This window comes from Effusibacillus consociatus, from assembly GCF_042652925.1.
Lineage (GTDB): Bacteria > Bacillota > Bacilli > Tumebacillales > Effusibacillaceae > Effusibacillus > Effusibacillus consociatus.
Genome location: NZ_JBHSHC010000093.1, coordinates 13612 through 27681, shown reverse-complemented (window position 1 = coordinate 27681; position 14070 = coordinate 13612). Strand labels below are relative to the sequence as shown.

Here is a 14070-nt window from a genome sequence, read left to right as displayed (position 1 = left end):
TTAAGAGTGATTATGGTGCGGTGGCAGGCATCAATTTCACGGTCAATTCCTCGTAGTCCACCACGCTTTGCACCAGAGAGCGCTGTGCTTCCAGAATGCCTTTTCCTTGCGTCATGGAAGCACTCGCTTCTTGCAACTGCTGAATCATATCGTCGAGGCGTGTCAATTCACCTTTCTTGCCCGCTTTTTCCAAACTCTTCCGGGCAATCTCCGCTTGGCGGACAAGTGATTGGACCCGTTGACTCCATACCTCAACCTTTTCTTTCTTGGGAGTCTTCTCGACAGCCAACGGGACCCCGTCCTTCATGATCTGCACCGCTTGGGCAAGAACATTGGCAAGGTTGGCTGCCTCTTTGGCCGGAATCCCCGTCATCGCACCTTTTCGCTGCGGGATCTTGAACTCTTTGACATACAAAGGTGCCTTCGCCTCACTTAAAGCACCTGCATTCTGCTGCAAAGCATCGGCAATTGTTTGTCCTTGGGTCTTGTCCACGGCAAGGCCGACAAACAGCTGAACTTTATCGGAGTTTCGGAGTACGGGACGGATGCCAAACTTCTCAAACTCGGCAGCCCCTTTTTTCGCGCTCTCATGATCCTTATAGACCCCGACTTGGTAGGCGACCAAATCCAGACCGGGAAATGTCTGTATGGAGGAAGCGGCGTTCGCGCCCGGTTGACCGGAATTAACGGTTGTGACACTGGCTCCCGACTCAGGGTCTGCGTGTTTAAATAAGAACAACACCCCAAGCCCCAGCGTAATGCCGGTAATGGCCGCTAATGCGGCAGGCATCAACCAAGTCAGGCCCATAATCTCAGAATGAAGATCTCTTTTTTTGCGCGGATCCGCATTTCGAATGAACGATTTTCGTTCCGAACGGGCTTTATATTCAAACGGACGGCGATCTCGCAATTCCCTGGTCACAACCGGCGATTCTTTTTTTGGACGAAAGGTAAACGTCATACGGGACTTGTCCATTGTACTTGCTCCTTCCGAATCTATCATTTGTTTCTACCATATGACATGTTTTAAGCTCATATGCCAAAAATGATAGAGTTAAGAGAAGTTCGTCCTGGAGACATACAACGTGAAACTTTTTTTCCGTCTGCAACGTCTATAGTATTGGATAGAGAAAAACCGCCCCCAAAAGGAGCGGCTTCCCTGTAAATTATTATTCGACAATGTGTACGACCACTTGACGGCGGCCGAATTGAAGGCATTCTGCCTGGGTGTTGAATACAAGGTCAATTTTCATGCCCTTGATGGCTCCACCCGTATCAGCGGCAATTGCGTATCCGTATCCTTCGATATAAAGTTTGGTGCCTAGCGGAATTACACTCGGGTCAACCGCTGCCACGCCAAATTGCGCAGGGCGGCCAGTGGCGGTACGTCCGCCAGCCGCGTAAGCGGTCGCCGACATCACCATTTTCTTGGCAGAAGTGAAGCTGCCTCCCGAACGCGATGCAACTATCACCGGTTTTGTTCCATATGCTACTACGTTTTTTTCGGGCTCCTTGACGACTTCTCTTTCGACTTTCCGGTCTACTTCGACCCCATTTTCCAGAATAATCCGGGTCGTCACTTTTGCCAACCCTTCCACACCGTGCGTCAGCACCTTTTCCTGTCCTTTAAAAATATCCTGGTTCGGCTGGCGTTCGGTCTGAAAAGGTATTTTTTCTTCGGTTACTGCAACTTGAATTTCGCGACGAGTTATTGCGATGGTTTGCCCTTCGATCGGAGTGGATTTCAGTTCTACGTTTACGCGATCTTGGTCGGCAAGCTCGATACCGGCTTGCTTCAAGACTTCCGCAACAGAATCTGCGGTGGTAACCAACTGTTTCGGTTCGTTGTTACCATCCTTAAGCAATACCTTACGCGCGTGCTTGATTACAATGCTCATTCCCTCTGTCACCGGTGTTTTAAGGCCCGGTTGCACAAGATCCTGGGCTGAAACTTGGATACCCTGTTTCTGCAGGAGCTCTTGAAGTGATCCTGTAAAAAATCCGGACACTTCCTGTGACTGTCCATCCACTTTGACGGATACAGTCTTATGCAGGGAGATTGCAGTACCGCTGCCGGCGGCAGTTACTGCAGCAACCGCAGCAAGAATTGAGATTGACTTCCCACTCAACTTTCGCACTCGATCACCTCTTTAATGTGCAGGATGCATTCAGCTCCCCCACGATATTAAATTGTCGATTTACTCCTCCAGTATATCGAAAGAAAAAGTTGGTTACAAGACCATAATTTTAAAATGTTAAATTCGGATAACTTATCCAACCATCAGATCCCCATAGTACAACCAAAAGTGAGCCCCCGACTATAAACGGACACCCCCTTACCTTCTCCTGATAGTCTTTCGTCACTGGCCAATGATCTCCTACAGGTTAATTTCCCGAAATTTTTGAATATATAAAAAGTAGGGGGGATAAAAAATGCATCAGCTATGGTTTGATATAGTCGGCAGTATCGCAGCAGCCCTGGTATTGGCCGGAATCCCTGTTTTCATTCTTCACAAATATTCACGAAAGGAAGAAGAGCGGCTGCAGGAAAAGAATCAGGACCGATAAATCCAACAAACCGTCAAGCCAAAAAGCCGGCTTGACGGTTTGTTACGGAGGGATGTTTGTTACTTGACATGTGCTTCTATAAACGACAGGATCTCATCAAGATTTTGATTGTATCTGTGTTTCTCAGTGCTTAAGGGGCTGAAACAAATCCCCTTTTTCCTTTATTCGTTCGGCCATATTCCACATTGTCAAATCGGACGGGTGGAAGCCGTCTGCCACTTCCTCCCACGTCACCGGTGCCGAAACGGTGGCAAGGGGTCTTGCTCCATCGATCGCATCCCGCCCCCACCTAAAAATTACGGCCAACAAGTAGTATCTGAGCATCCATGTTTCTATTGAACCACTCTTGCACCGGCTACCCGCTCAGCTACCTTGTAAATGTCGCCTGCTCCCATAGTCAGGATTAAGTCTCCGTCCTGCATGTTTTCGAGCAGATAGGACACAACATCTTCTTTTGTGGGCAGATACACCGTGTGAACTCCGCTGTTTTCCGAGATCAGCAGGGCCAATTTTTCCGAGGATACTCCGTCAATCGGTTTCTCCCCTGCCGGCGAATAAATGTCAGTGAGTACCACTTCATCAGCTGCTTGAAATGCCCGGCTGAATTCTTCAAACAGATAATAAGTCCTTGTATACCGCTGTGGCTGGAAGACGGCGACAATCCGCCTGCCGCTTGCTTTCGCGGCTGCAAGAGTGGCACGTATCTCCGTCGGATGATGGGCGTAATCATCCACAACCGTTAAAACTGGGGACTCGTAATGTACCTGAAAGCGTCGTTTGGCCCCGGTAAATTTCTTTAAGGCGGAGGCTATTTTGGCAAATTCAACCCCCGCTTCAAGAGCCGCCAGTGCCGCGGCCATCGCGTTGCAAACGTTGTGAATCCCGGGTATCGATAACTCCAATACCCCAATTGGGACTCCGGCACGAACCATTTCAAATCGGGCCCCCCGATCGAACAGCTCAATCTCCTTTGCAGTCGCATCTTCCCCCTGCTGCAAACCGTATTTTAAAATGGGATGCGGATCGTCTGCGAGAAGTTCCCTGACAATCGGATCGTCCCAGCACGCGATAATCTTGCCCGCACTGTTCACATTTGAGAAAAACTTTCGGTATGCACCTTTCAGTTTTTCAAAATTCCCGTCATAGTTCTCCAAGTGGTCCGCTTCTATGTTTGTTACTACCGCATACTGCGGCCGGTAATGAATGAAAGAACCATCGCTCTCATCCGCTTCCGCCACTAAGTATTCGCCCGTTCCGGCACGAGCATTATCGCCTACATTCGTCAAAACTCCGCCGATCACGTAGGTCGGATCAAGGCCGGCATCCTGCAGAATAAATGAGATCATTGAGGTGGTCGTGGTTTTCCCGTGTGCACCGGCAATGGCAATTCCTTTCCTTTCATCCATTAGCTTTGCCAATAATTGTGACCTGTGGTAGACGGGAATTCCCGCTTCCCGCGCTGCAATCAGTTCCTCGTTGTCGGAAGTCACCGCCGTGGAATATACAACACAGTCAACCCCTGACACATGGTTCCGATCATGTCCGATGTATACAGTGGCTCCCAACAGCTCCAATCGCGTGGTTGCATCCTGTCGGGATACATCCGAACCGGACACGATATAGCCAAGATCCAGCATTACCCTTGCGATCGCACTCATGCCATAACCGCCAATCCCCACAAAATGGACTCGTTGGAACTGATTCACAAGCACGTCATCCTTTCTTGGAGGTAAATTGTCTTGCTTCCGAGATTGTGTAAAGAGACCCTGTAACAAGAACCACTTCCTCTGAGCCGATGCTGCGGATGGCGTGATCAACAGCTTCTGCAACGTTGGGGATTAACTCAATCGGTACTGTCACCCTGTCTCGAATAAACATCTCCACATCCCGTACATCTGCCGCTCGCGGTGAATTTGGCGCAGTTACAATAATCTTATGCGCAAACGGGACAATCGGGTCAATTACACCCGGCACCAACTTGTCTTGCAGAATCCCAAGAACCAGAACGAGCTTGCGATTTCCCAACAGTTCGTGCAGAGCAGCCGCTAACGCCTCTGCTCCGTGGGGATTATGGGCACCGTCGAGCAACACAAGCGGGTGGTGGCGTACGATCTCCAACCGTCCGGGCCAACGTGTCAACTTCAGGCCGGTACGCAAGTCATTCTCTTCCACAGGGAGTACCCCCTGTTCGGATAGATGGAGAACTGTCCGAACGGCTAATGCCGCATTTTTGCATTGATGTTCCCCTAACATCGAAATTTCCAAATCGTGCAACTCAATATCGGTTGAATAAAAATCAAATGCCTGCCCTGCAAGGGAATACCCTTTTCGCGAATATCCGAATTCTTTTCCCAATACCCGATAAGGAGCTCCCACCTCCTGCGCCTTAGCCAAAATTACCGAGAGAGCCGGTTCCTCAGCACCTGTAAAAAGAGGAACTCCCTCTTTTGCGATTCCCGCTTTTTCACGTGCAATCACTTCAACCGTCGGTCCGAGATGAACCAAATGATCCAATCCCACGTTGGTAATCACAGTCGCAAGCGGGGATACAACATTGGTGGCATCCAACCGGCCGCCAAGCCCCGTTTCCCAGACTACCAGATCCACTTTCTGATCGATAAAGAACAAAATTGCCAACAAGGTAACAATTTCAAATTCGGTTGGCTCTCCAACCTCACTGAACCGGATCTCCTCAATATGAGGTTTCAGTTGTTCCGCATAGATAGACAGCTGCTGTTCTGTCACATCAATTCCATTGACTGACATCCGGTCATAAAAGTGCAGAATGTAGGGAGAAGTATAACGACCGACCCGGTAACCGGCTTGTTGGTAGATGCAAGCCAAATAAGCGCAGGTTGAACCTTTTCCATTGGTACCGGCTACATGAATAAACTGCAGTTGATGATGAGGGTTGCCCATTCGTTCCAATAAAGCTTCCATTCGCTCCAACCCAAGTTTGATCCCCCATCTTCCGTCAAACTTAGGAAAACTTGAGATCCAGTCGATAATCAAAATCAATCAGTCCTTAGCATCGTATTCCTGACCATTCATCAAAGTGACGGCCCGTTAATCAAACAGATTGGGTCTCGCCAAAGTCAGCGGGAGACCCACTCCTGCACCCGATCTATGAACGGAGTTCTTGAATGCGTGCCTTTACCTTATCGCGTTTTTCGGCATAGTCTTTGCCTTTCGCCCGTTCCGCCTCGATCACTTCCGCCGGAGCTTTCGCAACGAAACCTTGGTTTGCCAGTTTCTTGTCAACCCTCTCGACTTCCGCATCGAGATGCTTAAGCTCCTTTTCGAGCCGGGCAATTTCGGCCTCAATGTCGATCAGGCCGGCAAGCGGCAGGAATAATTCTGCACCCGTGACTACAGCTGTAACCGATTTTTCCGGAGTGGCGAGGTTCCGGTCGATTGTAAGCGACTCCGGATTGCAGAATCGGACGATGTACGCTTCACCACGGCGAATCAACGCCTCAGCCTCTTCACTCGCAGGCTTGATGATCAGAGTGACCGGACGGCTTGGCGGAACATTCATTTCGGCTCGAATATTGCGAACGGCACGGATCATATCCATCAACAGTTCCATCTCCCGGACTGCCTGCTCAGCGACGAAACGTCCTTCGAACTTCGGATAATCCGCCAGCGTGATTGTCTTTCCCTGGTGCGGGATATGCTGCCAAATCTCCTCCGTAATGAAAGGCATAAACGGATGGAGAAGACGAAGGGATTGATCAAGTACGTATACAAGTACCGATTGGGTTGTTCTCTTCGCTTCCGCGTCATCTCCCTGCAGATACAGTTTCGCCAGTTCGATGTACCAGTCACAATACTCATTCCAGATGAATTCATAGATCTGGCGTCCGGCTTCCCCGAAGTCGTATCGCTCCAGCGCCGAGTTTACTTCTTCAGCCGTTTCATTCAAGCGATGGAGAATCCATTTGTCTGCTGTTCCCAGATCTCCGCTCAGATTGACATCTTCATATTTGAAGTCACCTACGTTCATCATTACAAAGCGGGAAGCGTTCCAAATCTTGTTGGCGAAGTTGCGTGCCGACTCCACCTTCTCCCAGTTGAAGCGCAGATCGTTCCCCGGACTGCTGCCCGTCATCAACATGAAGCGCAGCGCATCGGCACCATACTTTTCGATCACTTCCAGCGGGTCGACTCCGTTGCCGAGAGATTTCGACATTTTGCGTCCTTGTGCATCACGAACCAGACCGTGGATCAATACGTCTTTAAACGGCTTCTCACCGGTGAACTCAAGGGCGGTAAAAATCATTCGTGCCACCCAGAAATAGATGATGTCAAATCCGGTGACAAGTACATCGGTTGGACAGTAACGCTGCATATCCGGGGTTTCATCAGGCCAGCCCATTGTAGAAAACGGCCACAGCCCGGAGGAGAACCAGGTATCCAGCACGTCTTCATCTTGCCGCAGTTCGGCATGGCCGCACTTCGGACAAGCGGTCGGATCATCCGTCGCTACAATGGTTTCCCCGCAGCTGTCACAATACCAAGCGGGAATTCGATGGCCCCACCAAAGCTGACGGGAGATGCACCAATCCCGGATATTCTCGATCCAATGCAGGTAAATTTTCTCAAAACGGTCAGGTACGAACCGCACCGCATCCTCACTTTTCTGAAGCTGTATCGCTCGTTCCGCCAACGGCTTCATGTCGACAAACCATTGTGTCGACAAAAACGGTTCGACAACGGCACCGCTCCGCTCCGAATGGCCGACCGAATGATCATGCTCCTCAATCTTAAAGAGAACTCCCTGCTCCTGCAGATCCGCCACAATCTTTTTCCGGCATTCGAACCGGTCAAGTCCTGCATATGGTCCCGCGTTCCCGTTCATAGTCGCTTTTTCATCCATCACGTTGATCATTTCCAGGTTGTGACGAAGCCCCATTTCAAAGTCGTTCGGATCGTGAGCCGGGGTTACTTTTACCGCACCGGAACCAAAATCCTTGTCTACATACTCATCCGCAAAGATCGGGATCTCACGACCGATAATCGGCAAAATCACCATTTTTCCAATCAGGTCTTTGTATCGTTCATCTTCCGGATGGACCGCAATCCCTGTATCACCCAACATTGTTTCCGGCCGGGTGGTGGCAACCGTGATATGCCCGCTTCCGTCCTTTAACGGATAACGCAAATGATAAAGCGCACCTTTGACGTCTTTATATTCGACTTCTATATCGGACAAAGCGGTGCATGCGGCAGGATCCCAGTTGATAATCCGTTTGCCGCGATAGATCAGCCCTTTTTCATAAAGCTTCACGAAGACGGTCCGAACAGCCCGCGACAGTCCTTCATCCATCGTGAACCGCTCCCGGGAATAATCAAGCGAGAAGCCCATCCGTCTCCATTGCGAGCGAATCACGGACGCATAATGCTCCTTCCACTCCCAGACTTTCTCAAGGAATTTCTCGCGCCCGAGGTCGTAACGGCTCACACCCTCTTCCCGCAAGGTGGCTTCCACACGTGCCTGGGTTGCAATCCCCGCATGATCCATACCCGGCAGCCATAAAGCATCATAGCCCTGCATCCGCTTATGGCGAATCAGTACATCCTGCAGAGTGCAGTCCAAAGCATGTCCCATGTGGAGCATACCTGTCACATTCGGCGGTGGAATCACGATGCAATACGGCTGCTTCTCGGGATCCCCGGTTGCTTTGAAAAATTCGTTTTCGATCCACCAGTCGTAAAGCCTTTGTTCCGCAGCCTGCGGATCATAGACAGTCGGAATTTGATTTTGTGCGTTTTGTTGTTCAACTGACATAGCCAACCCCCCAATAGGCCCAAAAATATTAAAAATAAAAAACCTTCCATCCGATTAAGGACGAAAGGATTGCTTCCGTGGTACCACCTTACTTTGCGAGCCTCTGACATGCACGCACACTCAAAAGAAGATAACGGATTCACCGGCCCAGCTTACTGAGAGCAGACTGACGAAACGCCTTGCAGCTCTGTTCGCCTGGGCAACTCCGGGACGACGTTCAAGCACGAACTGGCCGGGATACCTTGCAGCCAACGGTGTGACAGTTGAAACGAGATTCCATGCCATCCGCGGGTTTCCCTCTCTGTAGGGCTCGTTGCTTTACTCTTTCCCATCGATGTTTTTGCTTACTATTGGATTCATATCATAGTATACGTGAAAAGATGATTTTGTCAAAATCAAGCCAGCCTAGTTTTACTTTATGTGGTATAATTTGGTTGCACAATTCCATAGGTTCGGGTGGGCGGTCAAATCCCCTTGAAGAAAGGGGGTGAGGCCATGACTGTTTATGAAGCGTTGACTTTGATGATTTCGTTTGCAACATTGATTGCGACAGTAATCTACGCTTCACAACGAAAAAAGTAACCCACCCAGCCAAGGAAAAGGTTACTTTTTTCTGGCTTAACCTATGACCGCTCATCCGCGGTGTTGTGCATCAACCGGGGTGCTGCCAACACCTCGGTTGTTTGCATTTTATGCTATCTCTGGCTCCATTATAACCTACTTAGTTGAAAATTGGCAAACAACCTAATAGGAGGGTCTTAACCTGATGATCTGATCGTCGTCTTCCCGCGGTTGTCCCCGCCCGTCTCTGTTATTGGTGAGAAGATACAGCGAACCGTCAGGCCCTTCCACAATATCGCGCATCCGGCCGAATTGATCCGGCAAACCGTTCTACAGTAGTGTAATCCGGCGCTTTCCATTCGATCTTCAGAACCTGAGCTCCACGCAAATTGGCTACCAGCAGCTGCCCTTTCCACGGACCCTTGGTGACATAAGTCATACCGGAAGGCGCCCACGTAATGTTCCGGCTATGGAGCAACGGACGTTTTAATTTCAATGTCGGTGCCCCCGGCGCTTGCGTCTGATCCCCTTGAATCAACGGCCAACCGTAATTGGCTCCCGGCTCAATCAGGTTGATTTCATCAAGAGCAGACTGACCGTGTTCGGAACTGTAAAATTTCCCGCTGACCGGATGCCAAGCCAGACCCTGCGAATTACGATGCCCCAAACTGTAGACGGGGGAACCCGTGAAAGGATTGTCCTGCGGAATCGAACCGTCCAACCCGATCCGCAGTATTTTTCCCGCCAGCGCTCCGATGAACACTTTCGCCCATTTTTTCATAGAAAAGCTTCTATTTCTTTTTCTTGTACTTTCGCTTCGGGCGGTTCTTATACATCTCTTTCTTTTTCGCCTTTTCCTCAAGCCTCCGCTTCTCCTGAGCAGCCAGAACCCGCTCGCGTGTCCGACTGAAGACCCAAGATCCGAAGACACTGATGATCAAAAACAATGGCACCAGAAATGCGGCGGAAAGCAGAAGGGCCTGTCCGACTGTTCCTCCAGCCGCCAGATTCGAATAGTTCCAAATCAGATAAATCAACCATCCGAGGACCCCCGCTACAAGAGAAGCATTTAATCCCGCCCAGAAACGTCTGCCCTGAGCCCGATTCACAGCAACCCAACTGGCAATCATCATGCCGCCGGGGACAGCCCAGTTATAGAACTGCTTGCCAAACAGGGATAGCAGCCCGGCCACCCCACCCAGGAGTAAACCTGTTACGATCGCCAGTTTCCATTCAATCGGTTGCGCCGCTTGTTCCCCCGCAAATTGTTGTCCCATTGTCATTCTCGATTCTCCCCTTATTTAACTTGATCAATCGGTCGCCATAGGCGGCCATCTCTTCATCATGCGTTACGACCAGAACCGTTTTCCCCTGTCTATGGATTTCGCGGAAAATCTCCATGATCCTTCTTCCCATACTTTTGTCAAGTCCACCCGTAGGTTCATCCGCAAGAATTACATCGGGATCGTTGATTAAGGCACGAGCCAATGCGATCCGACGCTGTTCTCCACCGGAGAGTTCATAGGATCGGCTGTACCGTTTTTCGGCAAGGCCTGCCTGCTCCAACAGTTCATCTGCCCGGTTCCAATCTTCTTCTGTCAGCTTTCCGCTCAGCATTTTGGGCAGCAGCACATTTTCCCGAGTGTTTAATGTGTTTACCAGGCTGGGGAACTGAAAGACAAAGCCGAATTTTTGACCGCGAAAATCGGTCTTCTGCCGATCCGACAGTTGGCTTGCATTCAGACCCTCCAGAATCAGCTCCCCTTCAGACGGACTGCTCAGCAAACCGATCAGGGAAAGAAGCGTGGATTTGCCAGAACCGGAAGGTCCCATAATCGTTACAAATTCACCAGGTTCAATCGAAAGGTTAATATTCTCCAATGCTGTGACATTTCCCTGCTTGGCAGAAAACGATTTGGTAACTTGTCTGAGACGGATCATCATTCTCCCTCCCGAATCGCCAGGTACGGTTCTTGTTTGAGAAACGATCGAATTGGAATGGACGCGGCGAGCACGGCTATCAAAACGGTAAAGAGCACGGCTGCCATCGCAATCAAGGCCGCTGCCCCCCAAGTCGGAAACAGCAGCGGCAGATGAATCAACTTTCGGATAAACGTACGATTGTCATACAATACAATCACCATCGAGAGCGTTCCCACAACGCCTCCCATTCCGCCTGCCAAAGCGGCTTCTTGCAGCAGGAACCGATAAACTGCACCTTGGGTGGCTCCCAAGGCGCGGAACATCCCAATCTCCCTTTTCCTTTCCGCAACTATCGCTGAAAACAGCGTCATCGCTTGCATACCCGCCATTGCCAACACACAGCCAATCATCAAGAAGGACAGCAGCCTTATGGGAAAAAGCTGTTTTTCAACCGTTTCCCGAACACCCATCCCCGTTACCGCTGACACCTCCGGAATTTTTCTCTCAATCTCCCGCCGCACGTACTCTTCATCGCCCCGCTTTGTCTTCACCAAAACAACAGAGATTGAATTCTGGGGAAACTTGAGAGATGTACGGGGGGATTTGCGAAGCTCACGGACTTTGCCGAGATCCATAAAAATCGTATTGTCCGCATCCGTGCCTGTGGGGTACAAAAGATGGGAAACGACGAACTGGTGCTGGAACAAATTCAGATGTTCCTGATACGAAGCGGAATTCAGATGATCGATCGCATTCCGCCCACCCGCGTCACTCCCGATGATAATCGAGTTTTCGGTAAACTTGCGCCCGCCTGCATTTGACAACCAGGGTTTTAATGTGAAATCTGTCTTTGGATCGAAAGCCACAATCGGAAAGTCACCTTCTACCTGACAACACACGCCGGAATAGGTTTCCAAATACAACTGCGGTGAGGCGGCCGTCACTTCGGGAATGGAACGAACCTGATGCAGCACAGATTCCGGCATGTAAAATGAGCTGATGGTACCTGACAGCAGCAGTTGTTGGGCCACGACCCCATATCCTTTGGGTACCACCATCACATCCGCGCCAAATCGTTCTCCTGCAGCAGACAAGCTGCGGTCCATACTATTGAGAAAAAAATAGCTGAGGAATAGAGTGGAGGCCGTAATAGCAGACGACGCCACCAACAAAATCGTGCGAAACGGTTTCCGCCACAAATTGTTCCAAATCAATCGAAACCGCAAAAAAAAGATTTGATGGCCAACAACGCTTTCTTCGTTATCGCCCGGTTCTTTGGATCGCATGGTAACAACGATCATCACCGCGGCCCCAACCAAAACGGAAAGCCACAGAAAATCAAACACCAGCTCCGGAACGGAAAACATCTCGTCACCCACTTTTTATTCGCCATTTTTCAGCTTTTCCAATGAATGGGGGAATTAAGCACCATACACTGTTTCCCCTCATAGGTTAGAGTAGGCTTTTGCTCAGGAGGGAGTTTCCATGGGATTTTTCCTTGGGTTGGTCAAGTACGTGAAAGTAGCTTTGCTCACTTCAATCTTTCTGCTTTTCATCCGGGCGATTTTCTTTCCTAACTTCCTGGATATCATCATTTTGATGATGCTCTCGTTTGTTTTATTCATCATGCTGATTGCCCGTCCCTAAACTAGTATAAAAAAGAGGCGGCTTATCGCCGCCTTCCCGGAATGATCAGTACCTGACCGACATCCACTTGCTCGTTGGTCAGTCCGTTCGCTCGCATTAAGTTTTCAATCGGTGTCTCATAATTGTTGGCAATCTGATCCAAAGATTCTGCCTCCTGAATTATACGGAATTTTAACGTGAACTTGTTATCGGATGCTTTTTGAATCCAGTTCCCCCAGATGCTCGAACTGCTTTCATTGGTCACATCCGTCAAATTTTCTCCGGTCTGTTCTGCCGGCTCCTCCCTGGGAGAGCTGACTGGTTCGGAGTCTTGCTGCAAAGCATTTTGAGATACTGCTGCAGCCGGATCGTCTGTTGGAACGCTTTCCCGAGCGAAATTCTTTGCCAACGATCCCCCATGGAGCAAGCCTGACAGCTTAACCGGCGCTGGAGCCTCCTCCTCTTTTTTCGAGCCGAATGAAAGTTTCGGCCCTGCAGGAGACTGAAGAGCCGGGGCCTCGGCAGCAACAGGTTCCGTTTCCATCGGTTCCCCTTGAGCAGTAACTATCTGCTCCTCTGCTGGACCATCTGAAGCATTCGCGGCAGAAACAATCTCCTGCATCTGTTGTTCCGGTTGAGTCATGGCAGTCACCGGTTTCTCCGGAGGTTCCCCCACCGGCCATAACTTCTCAACGGATGCCTTCTTCACCACTTCGTCCGCTAACGCTTCAAACTGGTAATCCTCTTCTTGGTCTCGTATCTCCTTTTCCGCCTCATCCGCTTCCTGATCTGCACGATTCTCCATATCCAAATCTTCCTCTTGGAAGACTTGTTCCACTCGAACCTCTTCCATCTCCGAGGGTTGCTCGAGAGCGGAATTCAACTGCTCATGCCAGCCGTAATCAGGGTTAAAAACAAGGGTATCTTGTTCGTCTCGTTCTTCTTGCGCTTCGATCAACCAATCTTGCTCGTTATACCCCTGTTCTTCCTGATCCTGTCTGGTTTCGAGCAGGGCGGCTTCAAAATTTGCAGCCGCTGCATTTGTTCTGGGCGTTCCTTCAGATCGATCGATTGATTCCTCCGCTGTGACAATCTGGGGCTGAACCCAGTCCTCCTGTTCTCCACAATAGAACGAATAGCCATTTTTCCCATTCAGACCTTGAATGGCCAGTTCAGCTTGCAGTTGCAGAAATCCCGGAGCAAGAGGCTGCACATCCCACTTGCCAATTCGAGTATTGACTTCCAGGAAGTTAGGCTGCCCTTGAACCGGAAGCCGCAAAGCAAAAGGCAGCCGGTACGAAATAGGAGTTACCGAATCCGGACCGGAGTCTTCTCCCTCTCTCGCAGGGGATTCCACAGCCCCTGAGAATGCCAGAATCCCTTCTAAAATATACGAATCCCCGATCCTGTCAAAATACGTTATTTCAGTAGATACAGTTGCATCCTCGCGTAAATCGCCAACCACTCCGGATTCCAATGCCAACCGTTGGTCAACCTGGATCCGAATCACCTGATTATGATCGCCGAGAGCCACGGGTATTCCCTCCTCCACGTTCTCCTTGTATCAGTTCACTTTATGTCCATGCATCTTGTCATATGAC

Annotated in this window: 14 protein-coding genes and 1 pseudogene; 3 read left to right on the top strand and 12 right to left on the bottom strand. The window is 50.0% G+C overall.

Going from position 1 to position 14070, the window contains the following annotated elements; genetic code table 11:
* Positions 1-10: 10 nt before the first annotated feature.
* Both ACFO8Q_RS10985 and ACFO8Q_RS10980 read right to left on the bottom strand, forming a co-directional pair.
* Entirely contained in the window at positions 11-976 is a 966-nt protein-coding gene (locus ACFO8Q_RS10985; protein WP_380025819.1) for a hypothetical protein, read from the bottom strand.
* Positions 977-1169: 193 nt separating this feature from the next.
* Complete coding sequence (locus tag ACFO8Q_RS10980) at positions 1170-2138, bottom strand: ubiquitin-like domain-containing protein (protein ID WP_380025818.1); 969 nt, start codon at positions 2136-2138, stop codon at positions 1170-1172.
* A gap of 295 nt (positions 2139-2433) precedes the next feature.
* Here ACFO8Q_RS10980 and ACFO8Q_RS10975 point away from each other — a divergent pair, with 295 nt between their 5' ends.
* Positions 2434-2568 (top strand): hypothetical protein, encoded by a 135-nt coding sequence (locus ACFO8Q_RS10975; RefSeq protein ID WP_380025817.1) that lies wholly within the window; start codon positions 2434-2436, stop codon positions 2566-2568.
* 123 nt (positions 2569-2691) lie between these two features.
* Here the strand turns inward: ACFO8Q_RS10975 and ligD are convergent, their stop codons facing one another.
* From ligD to ACFO8Q_RS10950, 5 genes are all read right to left on the bottom strand, one after another.
* Positions 2692-2892: a non-homologous end-joining DNA ligase LigD gene (gene ligD, locus ACFO8Q_RS10970; protein ID WP_380025816.1), complete on the bottom strand. Its 201-nt coding sequence runs from the start codon at positions 2890-2892 to the stop codon at positions 2692-2694.
* A gap of 8 nt (positions 2893-2900) precedes the next feature.
* The gene (gene murC / locus ACFO8Q_RS10965) at positions 2901-4274 is read right to left on the bottom strand and encodes a UDP-N-acetylmuramate--L-alanine ligase (RefSeq protein ID WP_380025815.1); all 1374 of its coding nucleotides are present in this window, start codon (positions 4272-4274) and stop codon (positions 2901-2903) included.
* A 7-nt stretch (positions 4275-4281) separates the two neighbouring features.
* The gene (locus tag ACFO8Q_RS10960; RefSeq protein WP_380025814.1) at positions 4282-5580 is read right to left on the bottom strand and encodes a bifunctional folylpolyglutamate synthase/dihydrofolate synthase; all 1299 of its coding nucleotides are present in this window, start codon (positions 5578-5580) and stop codon (positions 4282-4284) included.
* 112 nt (positions 5581-5692) lie between these two features.
* Positions 5693-8359, bottom strand: a complete 2667-nt coding sequence (locus ACFO8Q_RS10955; protein ID WP_380025813.1) for a valine--tRNA ligase — start codon at positions 8357-8359, stop codon at positions 5693-5695.
* A 120-nt stretch (positions 8360-8479) separates the two neighbouring features.
* The gene (locus ACFO8Q_RS10950) at positions 8480-8644 is read right to left on the bottom strand and encodes a hypothetical protein (protein WP_380025812.1); all 165 of its coding nucleotides are present in this window, start codon (positions 8642-8644) and stop codon (positions 8480-8482) included.
* Between the two features lie 189 nt (positions 8645-8833).
* On the opposite strand from ACFO8Q_RS10950, the gene ACFO8Q_RS10945 reads away from it, so the two are divergent.
* Positions 8834-8941 (top strand): putative holin-like toxin, encoded by a 108-nt coding sequence (locus tag ACFO8Q_RS10945; protein ID WP_380025811.1) that lies wholly within the window; start codon positions 8834-8836, stop codon positions 8939-8941.
* 162 nt (positions 8942-9103) lie between these two features.
* Here the strand turns inward: ACFO8Q_RS10945 and ACFO8Q_RS10940 are convergent.
* From ACFO8Q_RS10940 to ACFO8Q_RS10925, 4 genes and pseudogenes are all read right to left on the bottom strand, one after another.
* Positions 9104-9671: pseudogene (locus ACFO8Q_RS10940) on the bottom strand (PQQ-dependent sugar dehydrogenase); the annotation flags it as partial.
* Positions 9672-9711: 40 nt separating this feature from the next.
* Positions 9712-10203: a hypothetical protein gene (locus tag ACFO8Q_RS10935; protein ID WP_380025810.1), complete on the bottom strand. Its 492-nt coding sequence runs from the start codon at positions 10201-10203 to the stop codon at positions 9712-9714.
* Positions 10154-10861 (bottom strand): ABC transporter ATP-binding protein, encoded by a 708-nt coding sequence (locus ACFO8Q_RS10930; RefSeq protein ID WP_380025809.1) that lies wholly within the window; start codon positions 10859-10861, stop codon positions 10154-10156. Before ACFO8Q_RS10930 ends, ACFO8Q_RS10935 begins: the two co-directional genes overlap by 50 nt.
* Complete coding sequence (locus ACFO8Q_RS10925) at positions 10861-12210, bottom strand: ABC transporter permease (RefSeq protein ID WP_380025808.1); 1350 nt, start codon at positions 12208-12210, stop codon at positions 10861-10863. Before ACFO8Q_RS10925 ends, ACFO8Q_RS10930 begins: the two co-directional genes overlap by 1 nt.
* A 118-nt stretch (positions 12211-12328) precedes the next feature.
* Here ACFO8Q_RS10925 and ACFO8Q_RS10920 point away from each other — a divergent pair, with 118 nt between their 5' ends.
* Positions 12329-12490: a hypothetical protein gene (locus ACFO8Q_RS10920; protein ID WP_380025807.1), complete on the top strand. Its 162-nt coding sequence runs from the start codon at positions 12329-12331 to the stop codon at positions 12488-12490.
* Positions 12491-12512: 22 nt separating this feature from the next.
* Here ACFO8Q_RS10920 and ACFO8Q_RS10915 read toward each other — a convergent pair whose 3' ends face one another.
* The gene (locus tag ACFO8Q_RS10915; protein WP_380025806.1) at positions 12513-14003 is read right to left on the bottom strand and encodes a LysM peptidoglycan-binding domain-containing protein; all 1491 of its coding nucleotides are present in this window, start codon (positions 14001-14003) and stop codon (positions 12513-12515) included.
* Between the last annotated feature and the right edge of the window lie 67 nt (positions 14004-14070).